The organism is Bacillus sp. FSL W7-1582, assembly GCF_038593325.1.
GTDB lineage: Bacteria > Bacillota > Bacilli > Bacillales > Bacillaceae > Bacillus > Bacillus altitudinis.
The window spans coordinates 1,187,588-1,212,576 of the sequence record NZ_CP151987.1 but is presented as its reverse complement, the minus strand read 5'-3'; the positions used below and the strand labels follow the sequence as shown (position 1 = coordinate 1,212,576).

The 24,989-nt window shown below is 35.1% G+C and carries 27 protein-coding genes and 2 pseudogenes; 8 read left to right on the top strand and 21 right to left on the bottom strand.

Annotated elements, in window-relative coordinates:
* Nucleotides 1–22: 22 nt before the first annotated feature.
* The 6 genes and pseudogenes from NSQ11_RS06175 to NSQ11_RS06150 all read right to left on the bottom strand — a co-directional run bounded on the left by NSQ11_RS06175 (nucleotide 23) and on the right by NSQ11_RS06150 (nucleotide 4,180).
* Nucleotides 23–625, bottom strand: coding sequence for a hypothetical protein (locus NSQ11_RS06175; protein ID WP_007498941.1), 603 nt, complete (start codon nucleotides 623–625; stop codon nucleotides 23–25).
* Nucleotides 618–1,070 (bottom strand): GNAT family N-acetyltransferase, encoded by a 453-nt coding sequence (locus tag NSQ11_RS06170; RefSeq protein WP_046343304.1) that lies wholly within the window; start codon nucleotides 1,068–1,070, stop codon nucleotides 618–620. The genes NSQ11_RS06175 and NSQ11_RS06170 overlap by 8 nt, the downstream gene beginning before the upstream one ends.
* Nucleotides 1,071–1,549: 479 nt before the next feature.
* Nucleotides 1,550–1,750 (bottom strand): hypothetical protein, encoded by a 201-nt coding sequence (locus NSQ11_RS06165; RefSeq protein WP_048003227.1) that lies wholly within the window; start codon nucleotides 1,748–1,750, stop codon nucleotides 1,550–1,552.
* The gene (locus NSQ11_RS06160) at nucleotides 1,740–2,858 is read right to left on the bottom strand and encodes a tetratricopeptide repeat protein (protein ID WP_008348370.1); all 1,119 of its coding nucleotides are present in this window, start codon (nucleotides 2,856–2,858) and stop codon (nucleotides 1,740–1,742) included. Before NSQ11_RS06160 ends, NSQ11_RS06165 begins: the two co-directional genes overlap by 11 nt.
* Nucleotides 2,859–3,084: 226 nt before the next feature.
* Nucleotides 3,085–3,222: pseudogene (locus NSQ11_RS06155) on the bottom strand (CatA-like O-acetyltransferase); the annotation flags it as partial.
* A gap of 127 nt (nucleotides 3,223–3,349) precedes the next feature.
* Complete coding sequence (locus NSQ11_RS06150) at nucleotides 3,350–4,180, bottom strand: sialate O-acetylesterase (RefSeq protein ID WP_342501317.1); 831 nt, start codon at nucleotides 4,178–4,180, stop codon at nucleotides 3,350–3,352.
* A gap of 249 nt (nucleotides 4,181–4,429) precedes the next feature.
* Here NSQ11_RS06150 and NSQ11_RS06145 point away from each other — a divergent pair, with 249 nt between their 5' ends.
* Nucleotides 4,430–4,876: a MarR family transcriptional regulator gene (locus tag NSQ11_RS06145; RefSeq protein WP_008348375.1), complete on the top strand. Its 447-nt coding sequence runs from the start codon at nucleotides 4,430–4,432 to the stop codon at nucleotides 4,874–4,876.
* A gap of 32 nt (nucleotides 4,877–4,908) precedes the next feature.
* Nucleotides 4,909–5,853: an acetyl-CoA carboxylase carboxyltransferase subunit alpha gene (locus NSQ11_RS06140; protein WP_050827167.1), complete on the top strand. Its 945-nt coding sequence runs from the start codon at nucleotides 4,909–4,911 to the stop codon at nucleotides 5,851–5,853.
* Between the two features lie 385 nt (nucleotides 5,854–6,238).
* On the opposite strand, the gene NSQ11_RS06135 is transcribed toward NSQ11_RS06140, so the two are convergent.
* From NSQ11_RS06135 to NSQ11_RS06115, 5 genes are all read right to left on the bottom strand, one after another.
* Nucleotides 6,239–6,418: a hypothetical protein gene (locus tag NSQ11_RS06135; RefSeq protein ID WP_342501316.1), complete on the bottom strand. Its 180-nt coding sequence runs from the start codon at nucleotides 6,416–6,418 to the stop codon at nucleotides 6,239–6,241.
* A 50-nt stretch (nucleotides 6,419–6,468) separates the two neighbouring features.
* Entirely contained in the window at nucleotides 6,469–6,936 is a 468-nt protein-coding gene (locus tag NSQ11_RS06130; RefSeq protein WP_342501315.1) for a hypothetical protein, read from the bottom strand.
* Nucleotides 6,937–7,246: 310 nt separating this feature from the next.
* Nucleotides 7,247–7,561, bottom strand: a complete 315-nt coding sequence (locus NSQ11_RS06125; protein WP_342501314.1) for a hypothetical protein — start codon at nucleotides 7,559–7,561, stop codon at nucleotides 7,247–7,249.
* An 857-nt stretch (nucleotides 7,562–8,418) separates the two neighbouring features.
* The gene (locus NSQ11_RS06120; protein WP_342501313.1) at nucleotides 8,419–8,604 is read right to left on the bottom strand and encodes a hypothetical protein; all 186 of its coding nucleotides are present in this window, start codon (nucleotides 8,602–8,604) and stop codon (nucleotides 8,419–8,421) included.
* Nucleotides 8,601–8,957, bottom strand: coding sequence for a hypothetical protein (locus NSQ11_RS06115; protein ID WP_058838749.1), 357 nt, complete (start codon nucleotides 8,955–8,957; stop codon nucleotides 8,601–8,603). Before NSQ11_RS06115 ends, NSQ11_RS06120 begins: the two co-directional genes overlap by 4 nt.
* Nucleotides 8,958–9,105: 148 nt before the next feature.
* Here NSQ11_RS06115 and NSQ11_RS06110 point away from each other — a divergent pair, with 148 nt between their 5' ends.
* The 6 genes from NSQ11_RS06110 to NSQ11_RS06085 all read left to right on the top strand — a co-directional run bounded on the left by NSQ11_RS06110 (nucleotide 9,106) and on the right by NSQ11_RS06085 (nucleotide 11,345).
* Nucleotides 9,106–9,333: a helix-turn-helix transcriptional regulator gene (locus NSQ11_RS06110; RefSeq protein WP_268412847.1), complete on the top strand. Its 228-nt coding sequence runs from the start codon at nucleotides 9,106–9,108 to the stop codon at nucleotides 9,331–9,333.
* A 209-nt stretch (nucleotides 9,334–9,542) separates the two neighbouring features.
* Entirely contained in the window at nucleotides 9,543–9,704 is a 162-nt protein-coding gene (locus tag NSQ11_RS06105; RefSeq protein WP_330546940.1) for a hypothetical protein, read from the top strand.
* Nucleotides 9,705–9,880: 176 nt separating this feature from the next.
* Entirely contained in the window at nucleotides 9,881–10,423 is a 543-nt protein-coding gene (locus NSQ11_RS06100) for a hypothetical protein (protein WP_265153873.1), read from the top strand.
* 19 nt (nucleotides 10,424–10,442) lie between these two features.
* Nucleotides 10,443–10,760: a hypothetical protein gene (locus tag NSQ11_RS06095; RefSeq protein ID WP_331832757.1), complete on the top strand. Its 318-nt coding sequence runs from the start codon at nucleotides 10,443–10,445 to the stop codon at nucleotides 10,758–10,760.
* A gap of 104 nt (nucleotides 10,761–10,864) precedes the next feature.
* Nucleotides 10,865–11,086, top strand: a complete 222-nt coding sequence (locus NSQ11_RS06090) for a hypothetical protein (RefSeq protein ID WP_331832755.1) — start codon at nucleotides 10,865–10,867, stop codon at nucleotides 11,084–11,086.
* Complete coding sequence (locus NSQ11_RS06085; protein WP_342501312.1) at nucleotides 11,064–11,345, top strand: hypothetical protein; 282 nt, start codon at nucleotides 11,064–11,066, stop codon at nucleotides 11,343–11,345. The genes NSQ11_RS06090 and NSQ11_RS06085 overlap by 23 nt, the downstream gene beginning before the upstream one ends.
* A 423-nt stretch (nucleotides 11,346–11,768) precedes the next feature.
* Here NSQ11_RS06085 and NSQ11_RS06080 read toward each other — a convergent pair whose 3' ends face one another.
* The 10 genes and pseudogenes from NSQ11_RS06080 to NSQ11_RS06035 form a co-directional block, all read right to left on the bottom strand.
* Nucleotides 11,769–14,387, bottom strand: a complete 2,619-nt coding sequence (locus NSQ11_RS06080) for a hypothetical protein (RefSeq protein WP_342501311.1) — start codon at nucleotides 14,385–14,387, stop codon at nucleotides 11,769–11,771.
* 57 nt (nucleotides 14,388–14,444) lie between these two features.
* Nucleotides 14,445–16,565 (bottom strand): peptidoglycan DD-metalloendopeptidase family protein, encoded by a 2,121-nt coding sequence (locus NSQ11_RS06075; RefSeq protein WP_342501358.1) that lies wholly within the window; start codon nucleotides 16,563–16,565, stop codon nucleotides 14,445–14,447.
* A 96-nt stretch (nucleotides 16,566–16,661) separates the two neighbouring features.
* Nucleotides 16,662–16,940, bottom strand: a pseudogene (locus NSQ11_RS06070) (lytic transglycosylase domain-containing protein); the annotation flags it as partial.
* A gap of 12 nt (nucleotides 16,941–16,952) precedes the next feature.
* Nucleotides 16,953–21,149, bottom strand: coding sequence for a phage tail tape measure protein (locus NSQ11_RS06065; RefSeq protein ID WP_342501310.1), 4,197 nt, complete (start codon nucleotides 21,147–21,149; stop codon nucleotides 16,953–16,955).
* Between the two features lie 78 nt (nucleotides 21,150–21,227).
* Nucleotides 21,228–21,548: a hypothetical protein gene (locus NSQ11_RS06060; RefSeq protein ID WP_342501309.1), complete on the bottom strand. Its 321-nt coding sequence runs from the start codon at nucleotides 21,546–21,548 to the stop codon at nucleotides 21,228–21,230.
* 11 nt (nucleotides 21,549–21,559) lie between these two features.
* Nucleotides 21,560–21,865 carry a head-tail connector protein gene (locus NSQ11_RS06055; protein ID WP_342501308.1) on the bottom strand — a complete coding sequence of 102 codons (306 nt, stop codon included), beginning with the start codon at nucleotides 21,863–21,865 and terminating at the stop codon, nucleotides 21,560–21,562.
* Nucleotides 21,852–22,022 (bottom strand): hypothetical protein, encoded by a 171-nt coding sequence (locus NSQ11_RS06050; RefSeq protein ID WP_155887868.1) that lies wholly within the window; start codon nucleotides 22,020–22,022, stop codon nucleotides 21,852–21,854. Before NSQ11_RS06050 ends, NSQ11_RS06055 begins: the two co-directional genes overlap by 14 nt.
* Before the next feature lie 60 nt (nucleotides 22,023–22,082).
* Nucleotides 22,083–22,913, bottom strand: a complete 831-nt coding sequence (locus NSQ11_RS06045) for a hypothetical protein (protein ID WP_008359188.1) — start codon at nucleotides 22,911–22,913, stop codon at nucleotides 22,083–22,085.
* A gap of 30 nt (nucleotides 22,914–22,943) precedes the next feature.
* Nucleotides 22,944–23,537: a DUF4355 domain-containing protein gene (locus NSQ11_RS06040; protein WP_008359190.1), complete on the bottom strand. Its 594-nt coding sequence runs from the start codon at nucleotides 23,535–23,537 to the stop codon at nucleotides 22,944–22,946.
* Between the two features lie 123 nt (nucleotides 23,538–23,660).
* Complete coding sequence (locus NSQ11_RS06035) at nucleotides 23,661–24,986, bottom strand: phage portal protein (protein ID WP_342501307.1); 1,326 nt, start codon at nucleotides 24,984–24,986, stop codon at nucleotides 23,661–23,663.
* Between the last annotated feature and the right edge of the window lie 3 nt (nucleotides 24,987–24,989).

Sequence of the window (24,989 nt, the reverse complement as noted above, 5' to 3'; positions counted from 1 at the left end):
TTTATCGTACCCAGCCAAATCATCAATTTGATAATAACCGACGGTTAACAATAGGCATGAAAAAGTGAAGAATGATGCCTCCGAAACAAATAGTTAATATGGTTCCAACACCGATAGGTCCTTTGCATATAAAAGCTAATATGAAGAAAAATGCATATAATATTGTTCTCGAAAATGCGATGGTTCTTTTTGAAATATCTCGAAGAATGAGTGTTAAATGATCAATTGGTGTTGATGCGAATTTTGTTTGAAGATATACGGCTGTTCCAAGACCAATGAATATCAAACCAGCTCCAAAGCAAGTCAGTTTGCTAAACCACGTGCTTGTATCAATGACATATTTGATGAGGAGTAACCACAGATCAATACCGATTCCAGTCACGAACGCTGTAATCAAACCTAAAAAAACAGGTTTTTTTCTCACTAATATAGAATTGCAAATTAAGATGATGATAGAAATCAAGACCTCCCAGCTCCCTACGGTAAGACCAAATTCTTTGGAAAGGCCAACTAAAAGGGCATCAAATGGGGAAGCACCTAGTCCTGATTGTATTGTTAATGAAATTCCTAAACTTAATACGAGTACACCTAAACCGTAAGAAACATACTTTTTTTTATTAGACATGATCTCTACTTAAAGATAATTCTTTTATCATTAAAACGTGCAGAATCCCGTCTTCCATAAATTCATCTGAAGCAGTTTGAAAACCAAGTTTTTTATAAAAACCTTCTGCTTGTGTTTGTCCATGCAGCTTTATCTTTGTAATTCCTTTTTCTTGCATGATTTTTTCCAGTTCTCTGATAATCACTTTGCCTAAACCGTACTTACGATAAGGTTTTAGGATGCAAATTCGTTCCAATTTACCTGTACCATCCACAATACGCACCCGACCTGTGCCGACAGGTTCATTGTCATGGCATACCAAGACATGCTGACATTGTTCCTGAAGAGTGTCAAATTGATCAAATTCTTCAGACTCAGGTACTTGCTGTTCATCAATAAAGACCGACTTTCTAATATTAAGAGCAACTTGTAAGTCATTTTCAGTTGTTATTTTTTTTATATGCATTGTTTATCAATCCTTTTCTGATATTAGTCTGAACCAGGTGAAGCATTTATAAGGTCTTATACTAGTAAGAATAAAATATTTTTATTGCAATTACAACAAAAATGCAGGTTTTTTTAAGATAGTGGGCATTTTGCAAGAGAAAGAAATTGAGAAAGCTGGTTTTAGTAGTGAATGTCGAAGCGGAATTAATGCGAACTATTGCGCCACTTATCAGTTTGGTATCTCTTGGCGTTACACTTCTCACTTTTGGTGCCTTTATTTTTTTGTGATTAACATTTGAAGAAAGTTCTCAGAAAAAATCCCCTAGCCATAAAAGTCAGGGGTTTTACTTTGTTCTTCCCTGAAAAAGACTGATTTAATAAGGTTCTATGATGAGCCTTTCTGATAAAAAATGTGCATTTCTGAAGAAAACTGAAAAGGTTCATCCCCAATCTGTCCCCATAAAAAAACAGACCCTGCATGGTCTGTTTTAATTTTGCCTATACGTTTTGAGAAATTGTATTTCGATTGATCATTGTCGTGTTTCGATCGATTTTTTGTGGAATGAAAGTCGTATTTCTATTCGACTCCTCCATTGTTGTATTCCGATTTGATGCTGGTTTAATCAAGCTAGATGCTTCATATAAACCTGCACCTAGAAGGATAATAGAGCTTATAACAATCATTTTTTTAACACTCATAAAGACACTCTCCTTTTTGAATATTATGTTGGGCTTGAAATGCCTTCCTGTAATATTCTGTTGCTTTCTCAAACTTTCCTCTTTTTTCATGAATCACTGCAAGGTTTTTAGTGAATTCTTCTACGAAAACAAACAACTGCTTTTCTTCAAATGCCTGTAGCATAGCTTGAATCTCTTCCTCATCATTACTTTCATATGTTGTTCTTATAGAACGTATTAATAAAATTTCGTGCGGGTTCTCTTTATGAGAGACAAGTTCCAAAGCTTTATCCACTAATTTGGATGCTTCATCATTTTCTCCTGTCTTATATAGTGCCCAACAGAGATTAACATATATGACCGATTTTACATCGTCCACACCATCTTCTGATATTTCAAGAGACTCTTGATAATATTGGATAGCCTTTGCATAATCTTGTTTTTTTTCATAATTGTTTCCTATATTTAAAAGTGCCTTGGCAATCAACCTTTTATCCGCTATTTCTTCAGCGATGGAATAGGCTTTATTCAGATGTATTAATGATTTTTCATACTGCTTAAAATCATCATAATTTCCTGCTATTACAAATAAGCATTGAACTTTTCTAATCTTGTATAACTCATACTGATCGTATATTTCAAGCGCCTTTATGATGTGATGCATAGAAACATGAGTTTGTTTCATAATATAGTAGGCTTCAGCCACCTTGAAGTGAAACTCCGCTTGCTCAATATCATCGACAACCAGTGCGAGCTGCCGCTCAGCGATCTTGTAATATTGAATGGCCTGTACATATTCTTTTATACTGAACTCATACATTCCACGAAAAAACGCGTTGTAATACTGCAGCATGCCGGACAATTTATGGTTGGAGTTTTCTATTTTATCTACTAAGTCTGCTATGGATAAAGAGCGCTGCTCTGAGGGTTTAATATAATCAAGCATAAGCTGATGACGAAAGCACATCAATTGATAGTAAATCAGTAAATCCTGGTCTTCTTCCATTCGTTCAATTTCTTGTTCTACCTCAGCTTTCAAAATCTCTGCATCTGGCACACTAAATTGACGAATCATTTTATACCATTCATTTATTTTCACACCAACATGTGAAGAAAGAACTTTCTCCATCCCCTTACTCCCCTTCTACAATATTTCCTTATATTACATTTATTATGACATACAGAAATTTACAAGGCACCGAAAAGAAACCGCAAAAAGAACCATTGTACATCAATAAACCTTTGGCACATGTGTTTATCCTCACAAAACAAAAAGGCAAACTCATTTCAGTCTGCCTTCATCTTCTAGATTTCCATGAGAATACCTTTTGTCTTCAGGTAATTTGCATTGAATCTAGCCTTTTTTCTTTTAATATTGCATACAATTTCGTGATGTCTAGATCGATCACCAGACTATATGTGCATCGGGTTACCGTCATATAATGATGAAAGTGCTCTTTTCTCGGATAATTTTCATCTATTTGTTTAAACATTTTTTATCTCCTCCTGAATGTAATTGCTTGTATTCAGGAGGAAGCTTTATCTGTTTTTACCACCACAATCATCCTTTCACAAGATATATCATGTTTCTGTTTATTCAAAGACTACTATGAGCTTTGCCTACGTTAAAGCCTCCAGCAACTCTTCATAAGTCATCTTGCCCAACGTGAATTTTTCTAGTGCTATATATGTTTTCTCCGCTGAAGTGTTCATTCTATTATGACATTCATTCACTAACTCATGTTCATTTGGTAATGGTCCATGTAAATGTTCTTTTTTTCGACATGCTTCATAGTATCTTATACCAAATATTCTCTGGGACATCGCATTGAAGTGAATTCCATCCGGGTTAGGTATAAGACCTTTCGCAGTAACATAATAACAATTTTCATGATCATGTGCATATTTTTGTAGTTCCTCATTGATCAGTTGATATTCCACACATCCTGCGCCAAATGCTGTCTTTCCTAAGAAATCGCCCAAACCACCTATCACAAGCGGAATGTTAGGGACAGATAATTCCGTTCTCAGTTCATGAAATAATCTTCGTATTTTTTCATCGTATTCTTTGTATTTCCCATCTTGGCTGTCACTTTCTCCTTGATGCCATAATATCCCGGCCAATTCGCTATCTTCCTTTGCAAATGTAGCTTCATTTATTGCATGACGAAATAATGCCCCATCTCGTGACCACTCATCAATGGAACTGCCACCTTCGGCACATGGAATAAGACCAATCTTCTCTCTCTCATGCTCTTTACACCAAGCCTCCGCAAAAGAAGCCGCTAGTCCTACGCCAGCTACCGGTCTATCAAAATGGATGGGTTCAGTCATCATTTGCCATCTACCATTTCGCAACATCATGATTCTTTCATTATAAATTGGTGGCACTTCATGCTTGAAGCCTCGCCCCGCCATATTTGATTGTCCAATTAGTAAAAATGACTTCATATTTTTCTCCCCCTCTCTTCATTTTTCATATTTTGTTGAAAGAACAGTAAACAGTAATTACTTAGGGTAAGATCCTGATGCATCTATCAATCAGGTGGATCGACTATGATCAATCCACTTAAACCATTTTAACAAGAAGAAATCTCTTGTCCATGTTGTCATATGGGCTGACGTTAAACTTGTGAAAAAAACATATTCATGTATAATACAATTGATGTATACTACATGAATTTTAGGAGGGTGACCTTTTTGAAAAGAGAAGATGCCTTAAAACTAAGATCAGATATTAAGAAAATGATTATAATAACTGGGGTTTTTGAATCTCAAAATTTGCCCAATGGACCATTTGAAAAACCTCTACCAACTTCTCAAATGATGGCGTTAGAGGAAATAGAGATGGAAAAATTAACTGTTTGGCAACTATCCAATAAACTTAGATTAGAGACTTCAACTGTAAGTAGATTGGTAGATAAGTTAGTAAAAAAGGGACTTGTTTATCGTGAAGTAAATGAAAAAAACAGAAGAGAACTTTTTCTGCACCTCACAGAAAAAGGTCACATTACTGTTAATCGCTTAAGAGAACAATCCCTTACATTTTATCAACGTATCCTCAATAATTTATCAGAATCAGAACAAAAAATAGTTGTGGATGGTTTTGAATTATTTATTGATTCTATTTCTAAGTCTTTTGATTAGAGTGAGGTAAATCATACCCTTTGGAGGATAAAATGAGTTTGGATTTTGAACGTCCTATTATTGAACTAAAAGAGAAATTTGATGAATTAAAGAAAATGATGAAAGAACATAATGTAGATTTATCAACAGAAATTCAAGAATTAGAAAAACGTTTAAATAAAATGCAAGATGAAATTTATTCTAATCTTACACCTTTTCAACGAGTTCAAATTGCAAGGCTACGTAACCGGCCCACGACATTGGATTATATACCTTTATTGTTTACAAACTTTTTCGAACTTCATGGTGATCGATTATATGGTGATGATCAAGCAATGATAGGTGGTATTGCAAAATTTAAAGGGATGCCCGTTACGGTTATTGGTCATCAAAGAGGGAGAAGTACAAAGGAAAATATAGAAAGAAATTTTGGAATGTCACATCCAGAAGGATATAGAAAAGCGCTAAGACTGATGAAACAAGCTGATAAATTTAATCGCCCTATTATTACATTTATTGATACAATTGGCGCCTATCCAGGGAAAGGGTCTGAAGAACGTGGAATTTCTGAAGCAATAGCTCGAAATCTATTGGAAATGGCAACACTTAAAGTGCCAATTGTTTGTATTGTAATTGGAGAGGCATCAAGTGGTGGAGCTCTTGGCATTAGTGTCGGTAACCATATCCATATGTTAGAGTATTCATGGTACTCGGTCATTTCACCAGAAGGAGCAGCATCTATCCTATGGAAGGATGCTAAGTATGCTCCAGAAGCTGCTAAACACATGAAAATTTCAGCAAAAGATTTAAAGCATTTAGGAATTATTGATGAAATCATTCCTGAAATGAAAGGTGGAGCACAAAATGATATCAAATCACAGGCAAAATTGATTGAATCTGCAATCGAATCATCTCTTAAAAAATTGATACGATTATCCTCGGAAGAGCTTATACAACAGCGATATGAAAAGTATAGACAAATAGAGAATTATAAATGAAAATACTTAAAACCGTATTACATTTCTGAGGATTCTTACTAAAAAGTTCTAAATATTTTGTAAGTAACCTCTTAAACTGGATATGCTGATACTATTAAAAAATGTGTGATTGGTATGGAAAAGGAATTTTTTGATTCTAAAAATACTGAGAAACAATCTGGTGGATAAAGTTCGTCCCCAACCAAAAGAAACAGAACAAATATTTGTTACCGACAATCAAAAAACCCTTGCTAGGCAAGGGTTTAAACGATGATTCCGACTGGGCTCGAACCAGCGACCTCTACCCTGTCAAGGACGAGACACGTTTTCTGACTGATTCTAACACATTCTAAATAATCGTCCCAACCCTTGGTACATAAAGGTTCATTCGATTTAGTTTACTAACTTATACTGAGTGATTCTTAATAGTAAAAACATTTCTTGTGACACCGCCGTGACTCAAATCTTCAATCAATTCATCATGATCCATATTCTTAGCTTCATCTAACTCACGTTCTAATCGCTTCTTATCTCGTTCAGCTTCTTTTAAAGCTTTCTTTACTTCACGCAACTCACGTACAGTCATTTCATCTACAGTTTTTGTTTCACCTGTGGATGGTATTTGGTGAGATGAGTTTATTTCTTTTTCATATCTTCTTTTATTTGAATTAGTAACTCTTTAAAATGAAGTGATACAAAGTATCTTTCTCTATCTTTATACGCCATGAATATTAAAAACGATAGCAATAAAACAAATATGACAAACATCCACCTGTAATCTAAATTTAACTGAAACAATCGTTTAAAGACCCCTGATTCCCTAAATATTACTGAAATAGTAGTTACGAAAAATGCCACTACTATTATTGATTGCCTAAGATCACTTATTTGACAAATCTTCTCCAATCTGGCTATTGCATATAAAATAAGATCTTTTTTTAAACTCCTTATAGTCTTAATCTTATCTTCAACATCTGAAGACTTTTGTTGACTAGGAAATGATTTTTTTAGGAACTTGATTAGTTTCCGTGTTGACTTATTTGTTAAGTTTTCTTTGAGGGTACTTTTGTTAAAATCCATCTCGTTATTTTTTTTGTTTTTCATAATAGATCACCTCGTCTAATATATCGTCCAAGGGAGAAAATGGTTTAAGCGTAACATTTAACATAGGGGCACTCCCACTACAGACTTTATTTGATAATGAATTCATTTAATTCCTAAGTTCAATTTAGGCATCTGCTTAATACCCTCATTTTAAATGATAGTGGTGACCGGCATAGTGTTCCTATCATACAGATAGGTTGTCGTTTAAATCTACTCCCTTTAATACCTGTCAAATTGACAGACATAAAACTTAAGTTTGAGGTAAACCCATATTTGGGTTCTCTAATCAACCACCCCAAATATGGGTTCGTTAAATCATTTCATTTTCTCTTACTATAGATGAGTGAACCAATACCTCTAAATAGATTGCTACACCCGAAGATATTTTGTAGGTAGCTAAACCTAAAAGAAGTCTTGCCTTACTGTTCCGTCCTTCTCTATAAAAGCGATATGCCATTTTCAAGTTGATGCTGCTAACTTTAATCGGGATCATTAAAAAGAAGATCACATTGTTAAAAGTAAATCTTACCTTTAGATTCTTCTCTCTAATTTCTCTATATGCTGTATATGATGTAGTGAGGTATGCTAATACCACAAATAGTAACAGTAAACCTAAGTAATCCATTTTGTTTCCTCCTGTTTGATACGTGCAGACATCTGCACATTTATTTTCACTATTAGTCTTGACTTGTCGTTTGCTTTTTGGCTTGATAGGTTGAAAGCAATGGACAACGGCTGGACAAGTTGTCTGCCTGAATTTGCTTGTAAAAAAATAAACAAACTCAGACAGGCGACTGATCTTCTTGATAGTGTATCAAGCTTATGGTATCCGTATGTGTCACCCTATTTGCCGTTGGTTATTCCCCAAACAAGCCTACTGTGTCAAGTGTCCCTAACAGTTTCCACTGAACGCAAAATTACGTTTAGTATACTTGTGGCTTGTCCTGCATCGTCAGAAACGATACACCCATCCTTCGTACAGCACTTAATGGCAGCTTTCGCCTTTCAGATACATGTGCAAATAGGGGAGCACAGTGGTATCCTATCCTCATTTTTTGCATCGGCTGAGTCACTACCCTTTCAAGTTTAACGTGTGTTAGCGCATTCCACGACAGTCTTACCCTTAAAATAGGCATCACTAAAGACAACACCTTGATCCAGGAGTATAGACTGATTCTATTTAGTTAAGTATGGTTCACCTTGAACTAGAGCTGTAAGGTTCATGATGAACCTCACAAAATGAACGACCTATGTTTAAATGAGGTCGTATATGTTTTGGGTACGACCTATTGAATATAGATTAAAAATAAGTTAGAATGGGCTGGTATCATGGGATTTGTACCAACCCATCAGATTAGATAGTGCGCCAACACTTTTCTAATCAGCTAGAAATGACGATCATGAGCAATAGGAATAGCCCTAATGTGCTCATGATTGTTACAAATAGCAACTCATCTATGAACCTTCTAAATAGCTTCCCCATTAATTTAACCCCACTACAGCTAACTCATCACGACTATAAATATCAAGCATGTTGCATTCATCATCAGCGACTCCATATTGATCATTGCTATGTACTTCTTCAATTGTTCCTAGTCCATATAACGTTTGTACTCTTTGTCCTACAGATAGCTTCCAGTTTGGATTCACATTGTTTAACATGTTCATTTCCCCTTTGTAATTGGTTTAGTTGGATCAAGGATAATGCAATCAAATTCCGTTTCTTGATTCTTCGGTTCTAATATCCTCAAATCGGTTAAGACTTCCCACAGTGTTATCTGTTTCAATAGATGTGTAACGACCTCAGCAAGCGTTTCTAAGTCTGCATATGGAACGTTTCTTCCTATATACCAGATCGTTCCCTCATCATAGTTACCGTCAGTTCGTTGAGTGATTTCAGCTAAAACAATCTGGCCATCACACTCCCCTACCGCATAACCTTCTTTAACGATGATTGCTGAGTAAAGATTGTTTATTTCTTGTGTGTTGAATTCCGTTTGAACGATTGTGATATGGTTCATTTAATCACCCCTTCTCTGACACGTTTTTGTTGTTGACTTAATCATAAATCAACACCTAAAAGGTGTCAACACCTTTTTGTGGTCTTTTTTAAAGAAAATCCACTTTTAGATTCTGTTTTTTGTTATAATCAAAAAGGAGGTGAAACTGTTGACTAAAATTGTTAAAACAAGATTGAAAGAAATATTAGATGAACGAGGCTTATCAATTAGGGGTTTCGCCTTCGGAAACGACCTAAGATTTGAAACCGTTAGAAGGTTTTACAATAACACTGCTAAACAATACCAACGTGAGACATTGGGCAAGATTTGCGAAGCCTTAGATATAAAAATTGAGGATTTACTTTACATTACAGAAGATGATTCTAATGACTCTTAAGCAAAAGTATTGCTTTTTATTTTTTGCATTTCGTTAAACAAAACAATTGCAATGGTGTTACAAATAAATTAGAGGTAAGCAAAATGGAAGAAAAATTATTCAAATTTATTGAACAATTGGCTGCGGAAGTATCAACCATTAAACAAGATGTGAAAGAAATTAAAACCACAGTCACCAAGCTGGAAGAAAAAGCTCAGAGGTGAAGCTATATGGCTGAAGCCGAACAAATTCTAAAAGCTATACAAGAACTTTCAATACATCTAAAAGAAATTGAATGCAATATTGTTGAATTCAGTGATGAAGTAAAGAATGAATTCAATCAAATAAATAAAAAATTAGATAGACAAATAGCCACTTACATGAATGTGTAGGTGGTTTTTTCATGCGTAAATATGTCCTTTTCAAGATGTAAGAAATTAGTAACACATCGAATGGAATAATGACAAATAGTATGTGATCTAAAGACTATTTCTTCTAATTTATGTAAAATTAATTCCTTTCTGTGATATCCTCACTATTGAAAAATGATTAGAAAGGAAGTATTCCAATGAAAAAGTTTTTTGTTAAGATGTTGCTAGTTCTCATATCAGCAGCAGTATTTATTCCAACTACAGCTACATATGCAGCAGAGAAGATCGAACAGAAAGAAGATTTGGTTGTAACTTACAAACCTACTGAACTTCAGAAACAACTTGTTCTAAGAGATGTACCAAAGGAACAGCAAAAAATTTTAATCAACGCAATCGACATTATTAATCACACAGACGAACCATTAGCTTCTACAAACGGCCCCAAAGGTACTGGAATTAAAGCAGCTATAAAAATTCTTAAAGGATTAGCTAACAATGATTTTGCTCAATGGATGCTATCTAGTATGTTTGGTAAACAAGCAGTAAAAGGCACAGTAAAGAATGTAAACAAGATTATCAAACAGATCGAACACATTGTTGATACACCTTACAGAGCAGCTAAAAGAGCTAATAAGCTTGTTTATGCAGAATTGAAAAAACATATGGATGCTGGGTTAGCACAGGGTATAGCTCATGTTGTTGAATACATCATTATTGTTGGTGACGCTTTATTATTATAATTGTGAAAGGACGTATACTATGGCAGAAAATAAATTCGTTGAATTTCAGAAGAAAAATAATTTAGACAGTGATGATGAATTATTTCTAATTACACTGAGTGGAGCTTTTTGTGATTTTGAAAATGACAGAGCTAGTGAAATCGGAAAGGTTGCCTTCCTTAGACACTTCGGTGAAGAATTAAACCTTTCAGAAATTGAAGGAAACACTAGAGAAGAATATGAAAACATCATCGATCAATTTCTAAGCAAGAAGGACAAAAAGATAAATGTAGATGAACTTTTACAATCTTTTTATGCCGCAGATATGATGGATGGATTAAAAAAGAAATTCAATTAATGGCCTTCGTTTGAAGGTCTTTTTATTACCATCATTTACATATAGACCCTCTCCTCTATTCTTCTTATTATTAATTTTAGAAATTCAATTAGAGGAGTTTTATTGTGGTCAAAACTAATAGAGGAAATTGGCAGGAAATCTTTGAACATACCAAGAAGAATACGACAGAGATATTAACCTTCCCTGGAAAACCCTACTCAATAGCAGTCTTCCCTCAAGTTTATGGAACACTGACAGAAGAGCAATTCTATCAAGAATTAGCAAATATTATTATAAAAGAAGCACGTATGAAATGTCCTGCAAATGAAAGTGATCAAAATGCTTGAATTGACCAAAGAAAATTGGAGAGAAGTGTTTGAACATTCTCAACAAAATATCAGCAGAATAATTTCGCCCCCTGACAAACCATATTCTATAGCAATATTTCCTCAAGTATACGGAAATGCTGTTTCAAAAGAAGAATTCTATAAAGAAATTGCAGGCATAATAATTGAAGAAGCACGTATGGAATATGAGTTTAAAGAGGGTGATGAGCATGAACGAACAACACGAAAACAAACCAAAGAAGAAAAAAGAATCGATTGAAAACTATAAGATTGTTATAGACTTAACTGAAGAAGAAATTGAAGAACACGTAGATGAAATAATGAAGTCAGAAGAATTCTATAAAGTATTCGAAAGCATTATGTTTAAATATAATCTAGTCTAATAAACAAACCAGTCCTCTCGATCAATTCAAGAGGACTATTTATTTACTTATAAATTCAAGAGCCAATAAACATAATTAAAGCAGCGAAAATTGCAGCGATTACAACTAAAAATAAGACACAGCCTGAAAAAAGGTGGCTTTTCGATCCTGTTTCAAAAAAGTAGGCAATACAAAAGACTAATCCAATTATAACCGGTATGATGAGTGCTATCACATGAATACCTCTTTCCCTATATGTATGTTGATATATTCATGCAATTATATCCTTTTATAGACATATAGGGCAATATGATTATATATTAACCTATTGCTTCCCATAAATACTTCACATTTGGTTTATTCCCATTTAAAGCCTGATCACTTCCCGTTTTAAACAGGTTTATCCCAATACTTCCATATGCATCAGTCCCACCCGTCAGAATTAATTTTCCATTTGTTAATTGGTTTATATACCCGAATGAATTCAAAGTTATATGTAAGCTACTATCCTCTATTGAAGTCGAATAGATTTTAACCGTTTTAGGAGTAAAACTTAAATTAATCTGTCTCGCTATTGTTCCATCTCCTATGTATTCTCCACTCATGTAATTAACTTTGTTTAAAACATCGCTTTTTAACGCATATTCAGCTGCTTCTAAGCCACCAAGCTTCATTGCATTACCTGAAATAGATGCCGAAATCACACCGTTGTCATCTCTGACAGGTATAGTATTAGGTTCCTCATGTAAGGCAGGGGTAATTCCATTTAAGGAGTCTGCACTTCCTGCAGATTGAACAATCCACTTTTCGCCATCATATAATTCAGATCTATTAGTTTTGGGATCAATCCAAAGAGTATTAGCATCGGGACTAGAAGGTTTTTCAGGCGTGGAAATCTGGTGTATTCCATTTACTTTACCTTTGATTTCAACGGTAGTAGATGGCCTATAAGGATTCTCACTTGGAGTTTGTGGTTGAACTATATCAGATAACAAAACACCATTTGAACTAATAGAAGTTTCAACATTTCTGTATGCTTGTACTCCAAAGGTGAAATATTTTGTTGGAACTTGTGAAGTAAAGGTAGCTATACGTTTATCATATCTAACAGAAATTCGTTGTTCTTTAGCTAGTGAAGCACCGAATAAGTAAGTGTCTGAAGATGTATCAGGATAGCAATGTACGATGAAACCATCTATATTATATTTATCCTCATCAGAGGTTGGATAATTCCACGACACTGTTATATCAACGGAACCATTTTCATTTACTTTGTTTGATACGGATTTCACTCCGATTGTAGGAGGAGAGGGAGGAATTGAAATGCGGTCATTACGTGCGTTGTAATTGGTAGCAAGCGTATCATAATCGATTTTCCGAGTGTTGAATTCAGTAGATGCTTTATCAGCCTTATAAAACAATTGAATGAAGTCATCTTCTTCTTTAGCCTTTTTTCCGTTCGTAATAGTAACTGATATAGTGGAATCATCAAAATTCAAGCTCATCCCAGCTAAAGTAGCTCTATACTCAGTGCCGAATTCTTTGTTTTGAATTCTAATTATGTCACCTAATGAAATCCTATCCCAATAATCTTTTTCACTTACTGCATTATATAGGTTCACTATATTTGTCTTAATGTCGATAGGAGGTGATTTCCGTTTCTCTAACTCTTCATAGCTTTTTTCATACAGCTCTGTTTCATCAAAAATGTTATCGTTAGTCCACTCATCTTCAAGTATAAATTTGGACAGCTCATTGGACATATCTTCGCCAAGAAAGTTGCTCATATCCAGTCGTTTTCTAAGCTGCTCAATTTGACTGTTTAACGTGGAAATCTCAGAAATGGTTTTATCGATTTCATTCTTTTTTGTATCAACTTCTTTTTGCTTCGCATCTCTTTGCTTTATTAGATCTTTAGTGTCTCCCTCAGTCTCTTTAACCACTTCAATTCGATCTAAGATTTGCTGCAGTTCAAGGTTCTTAAGAACGAATAGCTCATTCTCTTGAGCAGTCTTTTTGGCTTCGATTTTCTTTTTGTTATCCAACATTGTTTTAAACTTTTTTGATTCTTTGTCGACAAGTTCATTGTAGTCTAGCAAAGCATGACAAAGCTCAATGCTCATATAAGCACTTTTCTTCAATACATTTCTTTTATCGTCACGTTGAAAAGGAGATAAAAAGAAACTGAAATCATCAAGATACCCTTGCCCTGTTGGATTTATAGAATTGATAACAATACCGTCTTTTCCATTTACATGAAGCCTTGTCACGACTTCATCCATGCTTCGTGTGTCCGTCATATCAATCATGAAGTTGTTAGATGATATCTTAACACCTTTGTATTTAGATATACCGCCTTTTTCAAAGAAGGATATTCTATCATTGATAGTGTCATATATAGGCACAGCGTCAAATGTTTCACAGATATTCCTTAGAAAATCAAACCTTGATGTAATTGATCCGATGGAGAATGATCGTCTTTTTTCATTAAGCGTACTTTCAATTTCTCCAATAGTCCAACCAGTTCCTTTAAGGCAAACTTCACCGATTTCTTGGAGGTTCTTTGATATACCTTCATATTGCCTGATTTTTGGTTTGTTTAGCATATACGGAGTGAGCTGACAATTAACCTGTATCTCAGATTTTTCTTGAGTTGTCGAATCAGTAATACTATCTATTACATAATATTCAGTTCGATTTAAGAAAGTGGCCTTAATCAAGTACCATTCCCTGATAAGTTGAGCAACATGGTTTGGTTTAATTTCATCACCATATCTAGCTTTTAGAGGGACATTAAATGTTAGATCATTGATCGTAGCATGATTTAGGTTGGCTGAAGCATTCGAGAAATCAACAATATTTGCGATCTTCTTTTTATTTGTTCTACATAGTTCTAATTTAAGCGTACCTGGCTTGAAAGTGAATTCTCCTAGATTCATCTTTTATTTATTACAACTCCTTTAGATTGTAAAAAAAAGAGCCTGATTTTCAGACTCCTATACCTTACCTTTCATTTGCTTTAATCCTTTTCTAATTGTTTGCAGTGCATTATTAGCCCCTTTTTCATCAGCGACCATTTTATCAATGTGCATATTCACTGAATAATTGTTGGTAACATTCTTCGACTCTAACACTTCAAACCCTGGAACAGAAAGTTTAGGGATAGCTACTGAAGAAGCAACGTTGTTAAACATACTTCGTATTGACTCGTAGCTCTTTGCTATTGCTCCCATACTTCGATCTTCTATCTTTGTTTCTCTAAGCAACTCGACAGCTTTAAGCATGTTAACTGAGTCTTGTTTATTGAGGACAATTTCTCCATCATCTACTACAGCTAAAGCGCCTTGGGCTGGTACTTTACCAACCGATCCACCAGTCTTAAAACGAGCGATCTTCTGTCCAGTTGTATTTCCCTTAACGACAACACCGAGAGCATTTGAAGCCTCTTTAAGCTTATCAATCAAATTGTTAGAGATAGACTTACCAATTGACTCCATATTTGAATTGATGAATTTAGTGAACTCAGAAAGTTGTTTATTGATATCACTAATCTTACCGTTCATCAATTTTCCTTCTAAATCCTTAAACCCACGCTCATCGTTTACAAGATCATCATATTTTGTGTTGATTGATTTCTCATCTTTTTCCAGTTGATCTTGTAGCGCTTCTTTACGTTTTGAGTTTTCGCGATCTTTTAGGAATTGATCTAAATCAAGCTGTTCTTTTTGCATCTGTTCGGTAAGCTCTTTAACCTTTGACTTACCAAATTCTGAATCATCTAACGCATATTGATTTATCTGATCTAAAAGCTTTTGAATGCTTTCCTGACGATCTTTTAAATCCTTTTGGAACTTAGCATCATCATCTTCCTTATCGATGCCATCAATGATGTCTTGAGTAGCTTTACGATGAGCTTCAAGTTCGATATCACGCATTTTTTCGTACATTTCTTTATAAATGGAGACGACTTCATCAGCAAGCGATTTGTAAATATCTTTAATACTTTTCTTGGTTTGATATAGCTCTAAGTTGAAATCCTTTTGCTTATCTTTCCAAGAAGAAATTTCATCAGATATTTGTTTCTGGATTTCAGGGAATCCCTTAGCTGCTTTTTTCTGTTTTTCAAGCTGTGTTATGTATTTAGCAGCTTCTTTTTGTTGCTGTTGAATCAGCTTGATTTGCTGACTATAGTACTTAACTTTATCTTTGTCTTCTTCGGTTGTCTGGATCTTGATATCGACGTTCTTAAGCTTTGATTCAGTCTTTTTGACAGACTTATCAATGTTATTAAGAATTTGATCGGTTTTAGATTGAACAATAGTAGCCTGTAACTCATAAACCTGATCTTTGATGCTGATGAGGTCAAGTTTAGCTTGCTTTAATTCTTCACGTAATTGATCACGTTGAGCAGCGTTTAATTGCTTATTTTGCTTTAACTCTTTGTTAATCCAACTTACTTTTTGACTCTGAATCTTTTGTTGTGCTTCAACTGCTTTACGTTGCTCATTTGTATATTTTCTAAACTGAGCACTATCATTGAGATAGCGACTGGCTTTAGATTGGTTTTGAGCAACTTTCAACTCTAAATCAGACTTACGTTTTTCAAATTCATCAAGTTTTGACTGAACGATTTCATATTGTAGATCTTGAATTTGGTCTTTGACAGAAGATAGGTCACCTTCAAGTCCAAGTAAGTCAGATTTAGCTTGTGAAATAGCTTGTTGGCGTTCAGCTTCAGAACTAGACAAGTCTGAACCGATTTGTTGCATATATGCTTCTGGATCAATCGCTTTACCGTTTTTCTCAATCTGCATATGAAGATGAGTGCCAGTAGAACGACCAGTGCTTCCCATCTTGCCGAGAGTTTGACCAGCTTGAACCTTTTGGCCAGTCTTAACATTGAGACCTTTTTGCATATGCATATACTTCGCTACGGTGCCATCATCTTGTTGAACAACAACCCAATATCCAGCAGATTTAGAGTATGCTGCAGTAAGGACTTTACCTGATTTTAGAGACTTGATAGGAGTACCAGATTTAGCAGCTAAATCTAAACCTTTATGAGGAGCAGAGCGTAAACCTTTTTCTTGCTGACCGAAATGAGATGTTCTTCTCATGGAGTCATAATAACCAGCAGCTGATCCACCACTAGAGGATAGTGAACCACCCATTTGTTTAAAGTAATTGTTTACTTTCTTAACGTAATTCTGCGTTTCCTTAAATGGAGGAATGCCACCATACTTAGTTACATTACCAGGCCCCGCATTGTATGCAGCTAACGCTTTTTCAATCGATCCAAACTTATCAAGCATTTGCTTGAGATATTTGGTACCACCCATTACGTTTTGATAAGGATCCCTAGAATTCTTAACTCCTAGACCTCTTGCTGTAGCAGGCATAAGTTGCATTAAACCAGTTGCTCCAACCGATGAACGAGCATTAGGGTTAAAGTTAGATTCTTGCTTAATAACCGCAGCGATTAACGCAGCTGGAACATTGTATTTCTATGCAGCTTGATTAATAATGTTTGAGTATTTCCCTGAGTAAGAACCACCTGAAGCAGAATACGAAGAGCTAGAAGGGGAGTAGGATGAAGAAGAATCAACTATGCCCGTTTGAGCAATGTATCCAGATTTAATTTGTTCTTTAAGTAGCTTAATCTGACTCTTAAGAAGTTTTTCTTTTCTTTCTAACGCCTTGATTTCCTTCTTAATTGAATCACGATATTTCTGACTCCATTTAGGGTAGTCGTTGGTCTTTCTATTTTGTTCCTCAATCTGCTTATTGACCCGCTCTAATGCTTCTTTATATTTGTCTGCAACGTAAATTGAATCTTTCGTTGATTTTGAAGCTTTGTCAGCTGAATCCGACATTGTTTCATAGGATGTGCCAACTTCGGTTAATGAGGAGTTTACCAACTCAGACATCTTATCCAAGTCTTCGAGCTGACTTGTGATATCTGACATTTCACCATATTCCTTATCCATCTCTAACAGTTCAGTAGGATTTCTAGCTCCACCATCATCAATCTTTTTCTTTAATGCAGCTAAATTAGATTGGGCATCAGCCACAGTTTGAATTGTTTTTACTTCTAAACCATAGTTTTTAATCTTTTTAGCAGTTGCATTAGCTTGATTAAGTAGGTCTTGTTTAACTGATTGTTGCATGTCATTGTATGCTTTAAGTTTAACGTTTCTTAATTTTACAACTGCATCACGATTTATTTTCACTACACCATTTTCAACGGAGATAGCTTCTGATAAACCTTTTTCTTTCTGAATAAGCTTCATTGCTTCAGAGGCTGATATAGCTTTACCTTCAGCCATTTTCTCTAACAGATCATTGAGAGGAGACATTTGGTCTGCTAAGTCATCATATACTTCACCTTGCAAAGCTTCCATTGCTGCTGTTGTTTGACCAGATTTAATTAATTGATTCAGCACATCAGCCGTAGCTTCAATATCGCCTTTAACTTCTTTAAGGCGACTGCTTAAATCAGCTACTTTATTGCCTGTTTCGTCAACTGCATCCCCAAATTCGTCATAGGTAACAGCAGTGTCATTAACTATCCCCTTTAACTTGTCCATGCTGATACTCATGATATCAATGCTTGAATCTGATACCTGGTATTTAGACAGGTATGCATCTAATTCTTCTTTAGCTTTTTCAAACCCACCTGAATCACTATCATCTAACGCTCTTTGTAATGCATCTTGGATCCTACCTAAATTCCTCTCAAATTCCTCAACATCTTTAGGATCAGTCAATTCATCAAGATTAAGCGCATCAACAACCTGCTTAATTTGGTCTTTTAAACTTGTACTAATTGTTAATTTGCTAAACGCTTCTGCAGTTTCAATGATCTTATCTTTCATTTCATAAGAAGCGCTTACTACTTGCTGACGAATGGACTCCATTTCCGTTTTGATTTTAGCTTTATCAACATCTGTCTTAGATATAGGTGCTTTTGCATTAATGAAGGGATTATCAGATACAAATGGATTGTCTAAGTCTTTTTGTTTCTTCTCTAATTCTTTATTTAAATCTTTGATTTTGTTAATCGAATCTCGAGCAGTGTCAGAAGCTTGAACTTTAGTTTCTTCTTTTTTTGCTTTGATTAAATTTCTAACGGCTTCAGTCTCTTTATCAATTCGTTCAGCAGAAACTAAGTGTGCTCTTCCTGTTGAATCTACACCTTCCACCAGAGCAGGAAACAGATTAGCTAACTCTTGGGTTATCTTAAGATATTCTTGCTCATTTGTTGTTGTGAGACCGCCATCACGTCTAGATTTATCTAATTCCTTATATCTCTTAATTAATTCTTCTGTTTGATCTTTATTGACTGTAAGTGCTTCAATATTTGTATTTTGAGTTTGTTCAAATTCTTCTCTAGCTTTTTTAGCGTCTGAGTAAGCTCCTACAATCTTTTCTAGGGCTACTCCAATCAAAATTAAACCTGCTCCAACTACTGTTGCAGACATCAATCCTCTCCATGCTACAGTCATAGCCTTTGTAGCTAGTGCCGCTCTAGACATCCCTGCTTCAACGCCTAGTAAAGCTTTTTGACTTGCGCTCAAAGCACCTACGCCAAACACTAAGGCCGTCTGCATTGCCCTAGCCGTCTTACTAAACGCAAATACCGCTGCATTAGCTGTTAGGAAAGCCGTAGGGAGAAAACCAATGGAATTGACTACTCCTGATATTACAGCTAACAAGTCGCCTAATACATCAGTAGCAGCAATTAATCCATCACTAATAAAAGCCCTGCTTGCAGCTTCAGAAAGCTCTACAAACTTATTAGATAGATTGTTTAGCCTAGCTTCTAATGACTGAGAGTATTTCTCTTGCTCCCTCATCGAGCTACCTTGACTGTTTATGGCCATTGAAGTTGCTTTAGTAGCTGTTTCCCAGTTCTCCATTAATGCTAAGAATCTTGTATTTTGGAATTGAGAAGCGATTGTGATACCCAATTGTTGCTTCTGAGCTTGAGACAGCGTTTTCCATCTTCCTGCTAATTTCTCTAAGATATCCGCAACAGGTATAGCTTCTCCACCTGCATCTTTAACAGCTATGCCTATTCCTTCTAAAGCTGAAACTGCTTGTTTGTTCGTTTGAATTCTAGCAAAAATGGTTTTTAGTGCGTTCCCTGTAACGTTACCCGACTCTTTTGTACTTGATTGAATACTTGCTGTATAGCCAAGTAACTGTTCCATACTTACACCATAAACTTTTGCTGCAGCTGCGGATTTACGCATTGACTGAGCTAAATCTAATGAAGATGTTTGGAAGTTATTATCGACTTCGTTTAGAGCATCAGAAATTTTGAGGGAATCTTTTGAAGCTATACCGAAGTTGACCATTGCTGATGTAAGAGCCTTAACGGTATCTTCGGGTTGAAGTTGTGAAATGTTTTGAAGGACTTGAGAGGTTTTAGTTAGGTAGAGGAGTTCGTCACCTTTATAACCTTGTCTGGCGAATTCAGATGTCATTGTAAGGACATCAGCGACTTTGTTAGACAGTTCATTACTTAGATCAATTGAACGCTGCAACAACTCATTAAACTTATAATCAGGAGCATCCATTACTCTTCGGATTTCAGTCATTTTCGAGTCAAGCATGATAGCATTATCGACCATAGCTTTTAGACCACTAACTGCCCCAAAGAATATCGATCCAGTAATTAAATAAGCTGGCATCCTTGCAAATGCTTCGCCTAACCTGCCGCCAAATGTATTAATGTTCTGAGCCGAATTAGTTACATTTGCTGAAAGCTCTCTGAACTGAACATTTAAGCTCTGCATCTGACTTTGAAGCTTTGGTGTTCGACTGGTTAACGCATTAACTGATGAGAGATATTGCTGAATTGCTTGTGAGTTTGTATCACTTATTGATGAGCCATATTGGGATGTTAATTTACTAGCTCTAACTGCAGCAAGTCGTTGATATAACTGAATTTGACGCTGTATTTCTTGAGTCTTGGCTACTGCTGCTGACTTATCATCTAGAAGCTTTATTTTCCCTCGAAGTGCTTCAATCTCATTTGCACTTTGAGCAAGGTTTAGTTTCTTACCTAAAGATGTCAAAGTAACATCTGATACTATTCCTTTTTGGCGTAATTTCTCCAATGCATCATGTAACGTATCAACAGCTTTTCGTTGCTGGTCGTAATTAGTTACTGTTTTTACAGATTTTAAACCATTTTTATCAGAAGCGTATGTAACATCATCAAAGCCGTTTTTGTACTTTTCGACTTTTCCTGTTCTTCTCCCAGAGCCGTCAGTTTTGTTTACTTCTTTTTGTCTCTGACCAAGCCGCTCCGTAAGTTGAGTAAGCTTCGCTACTTCTTTAGCTTCTTCTCTTAAACTCTTTGTTGTATTATCAATGACTTTTCGGGTTTTTTCGTGGATTTCTCCATTTTGCTTTATTTTCTGATTGACTGTTTTAATTGATCCATCTGCATTTTTGAAAACAGTCTCGAACTCTTTAATTGTTGAATTGAAATCTCTTAAGCTACGTTGATTCTCTGAAAAACGCTTTGAAATATTTTCAAGACTCTTCAAGACATCTTTACCAAGATTGATGTCTAATTTAAGACCATTTACTTTGCCTTGTAACTGTTTAATTTGACTGTTTATTTGATCGACTGATTTTTTCGAGGTGTCAGCCATTGGTGTAACAATAATTTTTAATTGCTCACTCACTTTTACATCTCCTTTTGAAATAAAACAAAAATAAAAAAAAGAAACACCTCGAAAATAAAGTCGAAGCGTTTCTTTTCATTATTTTTTCGGTTTCACAAATACCTCAATATGCTTTCCCCAGTCCCTGGGACGGTAAAGAACTTCATATTTAATGTCTTTGTACACTATCTCTGCGCCTGTTTGTAAAAACTTTAAAGGTCTACAAATCAACAAGTCTGTGACATCTGGAAATCTACCTAAAGCAGACTGATACATCTTTTCATCTAAAGGCTGGAATTCACATTTGTATGGAATAAGTTTCTCTACCTTTTCCATGATTGGTTTCCCAGTAATCTCATTAATCTTTCCAGTTGGGACAGCCTCAATTTCTATTTTGTAGAAGGTTTTTTTAAGATTCATGGTTTGGCCTTTTACAGAAACTTAACTGTTTGATTGTTATTATTATAGTCATCCAACTCTTTAATAATATAGGCAGGAATCGTTTCATGAAACGTTTCGTTGACAGCTCCCGTTGATTCTCTTTTGACTCCTTCGTATCCTCTCAGTCTAAATTTGAAAACTGCGATATTTAGAAGGGCTGAATATAAACGATTAGGAATCTCATCTAAATTACAATGATTTAGGATGAAGCTTTCTGCATCATTAATATAGAGCTGTAAAACAGCATCATCAACTTCTTCATCAATTAAACTCTTAAAATCTTTAAGTTGATTCATTGTCTCCACCTGCCGTTTCATTGTCTTCGACTTTGGTTTTGGTTTTCTTGTTCTTCTTTGCAATGTATTGTTCGTAATCAGACTGCTTAATCAAATAATTGTAATGATCTTCAGTTACATTCCAAACTAAACCTGTAACTTTATTTTTAATCCACAAATAATTCATACTCCTTTATTTTTAATTAAAAAAGGAGGGGAAATCCCCCTCCTAAGTTTCTTATAGTTCATCCATAAATAAAGCTGTCAAAACAGCAATACCCTTAGGTTTAACAAGCTTGCCTCCATAAACTTGCAGACCTTTAATTGCATCCGCAAAAAACTTTTCAGGACGAAAAGCTTCAAGTTTGTCAATTTGAGAAGCAAATGAGATTGCTGAACTATGACCAGCGATAATTTTATAATTATCCCCTACTGTAGGACAGTTATTAGAAGTGAAAACTTTTAACGAACCCACATTGCCAATATAACCGTCATATAAAACTTCAGGGAATTTAGTAAAGCGGGGATCTTTTTGTAACAGTCCATGACCAGCTTCAGGAAGAACAACCCATCTGCCTTGTTTAGGGACGTTAGCTTCAGAAAGTTTCACATTAAGACTAACCAGTCTATTATATAGATTTTGAGAATCAATTCTCATAGGATCTTCATCTGTTCCCATAGTGTTTTTAGGATCAACACCAGTGTATAAATTTGCGATAAATTGATCAGCCACATCAGCAAGCTGGTATGAAACCTCTTTTAATTGCCCACTTAGAAGATTGATATTAGCTTGAGCTGCATCGATATCATCAACTTTAAAATTAAAGTATTTAGCTTGATCTATTTTAAGTTCAGTTTGGCTTCCAACAATTTGCTCTGGTTCACCTACACCATTTTCATCGTAATCGCCAATAGTTACACTACCAAAACTATTGATTTTAACCGTATTGCCATGTTTAACATCACCTTGATAATCTGTATTGACTAGGTTGCCAAAAACCAGGGATTTTTTATAAGCTTCGTTTAATTTAGTTGACCATACAACAGGAATAAAATTTTCATACGCCATTATTTAATTCACCTTAACCTTTTATAGTTTTTAATCTAATGAAAGAAGCTTATCAATAGCTTCCTCATTAGCTTTATATTGTTCTTGAGTCAATCCTTGAAGTTGTTCTCTAGTAAATGTTTTTGGTTGTTGTAGACTACCTTTTGGATCAATGCCATCTTCTTTAAGTCTTTCTTTTGTCTTATTTTGCAAATGTTGATCGAAAACATCTTTGAAAGTGTTGAGATTAGCTTCTGTTTTCTCAGAATCATCAGATAGAAAAAAGTCAATTAATTGAGTCGGTAGACCATCTTGGTGAGCCTTCACTAAAGCTTTTTCTTTGATCTCCTTCATCTTGAGAGTTTTTTCTAATTTTTCAACTTTGATTTCAAGTGGATTTTTAGTTGGATTGAGCTCTTTAACCTTTTGATCAACTAGCTTATCCAAATTATTAGCTTTCCACGTTTCTAACCCTTTTGTAAAATGTTGATCTAAACGTGGTTGAAGAACCTTTTTTCCACCATCAGTGTCTAAAAACTGTCTGACTTTATCCTCTGATAAAGCAGAAAGCTCATTTAAATATGATTTCACTTCTGGCGTTTCTTTTTGTTGTTCTAGAAACTGCTTTACTTCTTCTAAATTCATATGTATCACTCCATCTAATTTGCCTTTATGTACTCGCCACAAAGTCCGTTTTGTTGTATGTCTAACCCACATTCATACATTCCTGCCCTAACCGCTCACAGGATTCCCGATTTTAAAGCATAATTAAAACCCTGTCGGATCAACAGGGTCTTCATGTGCTGGTATTACTAAAACATCTGATTTACCAGATGTCGTATCTTTGCTGTTTTCTAATTGTTTTTGGAGCTTTTCTAACGCTGCTGAAGGATTTGAGATAAAAGATAGCTTTCCGAGGAGATCTTCATGTGGAACTATTCCATTCAATGCAGCTACCATTTGAGCGTTGGCAACATCATCAACTGGTACATTTCGTGTGAAGGAGATAGCAATATCTTTATAATCAAACTCTTTGTTTTCGGACACTTTTAAATATTCACAGAAAAGCTTAAGCCTCGATTTCAACAACTGATCAAAATCTGATTCACTGATAGCTGATTGGTTTTCAAGTTCTTGGAGCTTTAAACGAATTGTTACTCCTGAAGTATTACTTTGGAAATTCTCGTTTAAGTTAACTTGATGACTTTGAGCATAAATTTCATCCTGAAGCATTTGAAGCTCGTCTTTAACAAAATTAGCATTAATGTCCTTTGTCAGCCAGTATGCCTTAGCCTGAGGATTAGGTAACATGAGGATACCGTTATCTCTCATCTTTTTAGCTTCTTTCAGATCAATTTTACAGTTTTGAAGTACAAGATAAGCATTGCGGTGATCCATGATCTCTTGAGCATTTGCGGAATGAATAGAATTGTAAATGTCTACAATCCTCATAATGTCCTCAAAGGTTGATTTCTTAGAATCATTGTTTCTAAGTTCTCTAACTGGACATCGAGAAAATCTATGCTTTTTCTCATCTAAAAGTTCAAAAGTTCCACCATTAATTTTATAATTTCGGAAATGGGTATCATCCCAAACATCAATATACTCACTTTTATCAAATTTAACTTTATATTTACGAACAGCTAAAGTAATCCTATTTTCAACAGAATTATCGTGAAGCACAATCATTTCAGACGGATGATATACAGCACACTGAAAATCCCCTTCGCTATTAATGAAGCTAACCTCATATGCATGACCATTGATCGAAGATATAATTTTCAATTTAATATTATGGTTGTGTTCCCATGTATTAAAGTTGTAATCAATCAAACTTAAAAACTCTTTGTTGTCTGTTTTAGAATTGTAACTTACTGGTTTACCTAGCAAGTATCCTACACTGTTTTGAACCATTTTCCTGCAATAGTTAAAGTAAACCCTCATATCATTTTTCATCGGGTCATTTGCAATACGTTTATGAAGAATGTCATGATCCCCACTATAGTAACGCCACTTTTTATCGTAATTGGGTTTAGTCAATTTCAATTCATCGAGCAGCTTATTTATAATTTCTTCTTTATCAAAAATACTCATACA